Annotated in this window: 1 protein-coding gene and 1 pseudogene; both read left to right on the top strand. The window is 49.9% G+C overall.

Going from position 1 to position 852, the window contains the following annotated elements; genetic code table 11:
- The coding region (gene cysE, locus R8O10_RS24450) for a serine O-acetyltransferase (RefSeq protein WP_318191850.1) at window positions 1-562 on the top strand (562 nt) is incomplete at its 5' end.
- 26 nt (window positions 563-588) lie between these two features.
- Window positions 589-852, top strand: a pseudogene (locus R8O10_RS24445) (hypothetical protein); the annotation flags it as partial.

Genomic DNA, 852 nt, shown 5'->3' with positions numbered 1-852 from the left:
GACGGTCAACCGCGACCCTGCTGTTTCCATGTACTCAATGCCATTATTGTATTTGAAAGGTTACCACGCGCTGCAAGGCTATCGCGTGGCAAACTGGTTGTGGAAACAAGGCCGTCATGCCCTTGCAACGTATTTGCAAAACCAAATTTCTGTGGCGTGTCAGGTAGACATTCACCCAGCAGCACGTATTGGTAGCGGCATCATGCTCGACCATGCGACGGGCATCGTGATCGGTGAAACAGCGGTGGTTGATAACGATGTGTCGATCCTGCAAGACGTCACCCTAGGTGGTACAGGTAAAGAGTGCGGCGATCGTCACCCGAAAATCCGTGAAGGCGTGATGATTGGTGCAGGTGCCAAAATTCTTGGTAATATCGAAGTGGGCGAAGGGGCGAAAATCGGCTCTTGCTCCGTAGTATTGCAAGCGGTGCCACCGCACACGACCGTGGCGGGCGTACCCGCGAAAATCGTCGGTCGACCAAAAACAGACAAACCGTCTCTCGATATGGACCAAGGCTTTAACGGTAAATCACAAAGCTTTATCCATGGAGATGGCATTTAACCGTCTTCTGATCCTTTGACAATAATGTGGTAGGTAACTCTCAAGTGCGAAAACAAAATCACCCAGTGCTCCGCTCGGCTATTTTATTAACTTGTGCTTTATCTGCCACCTATCCCCTCTCTTCTTTCGCCGCTAGTCAGCAAGAGCTCAAAGGCGTTTCCAGCGAAATCAATCGCCAAAAGAAGGCGCTAACCTCGCAAGAGAAACAGCTTAACGAGCTGCAAAAATCGCTCAAAGACCAAGAGCTTGGCATTTCTAAGCTGGAGCGAGAAATCAAGCAAACTAAAGCC

It is taken from the genome of Vibrio sp. 1727, assembly GCF_033344415.1.
In the GTDB taxonomy this organism is placed as follows: Bacteria; Pseudomonadota; Gammaproteobacteria; order Enterobacterales; family Vibrionaceae; genus Vibrio; species Vibrio alginolyticus.
This window is presented reverse-complemented; position numbering and strand designations above follow the sequence as displayed.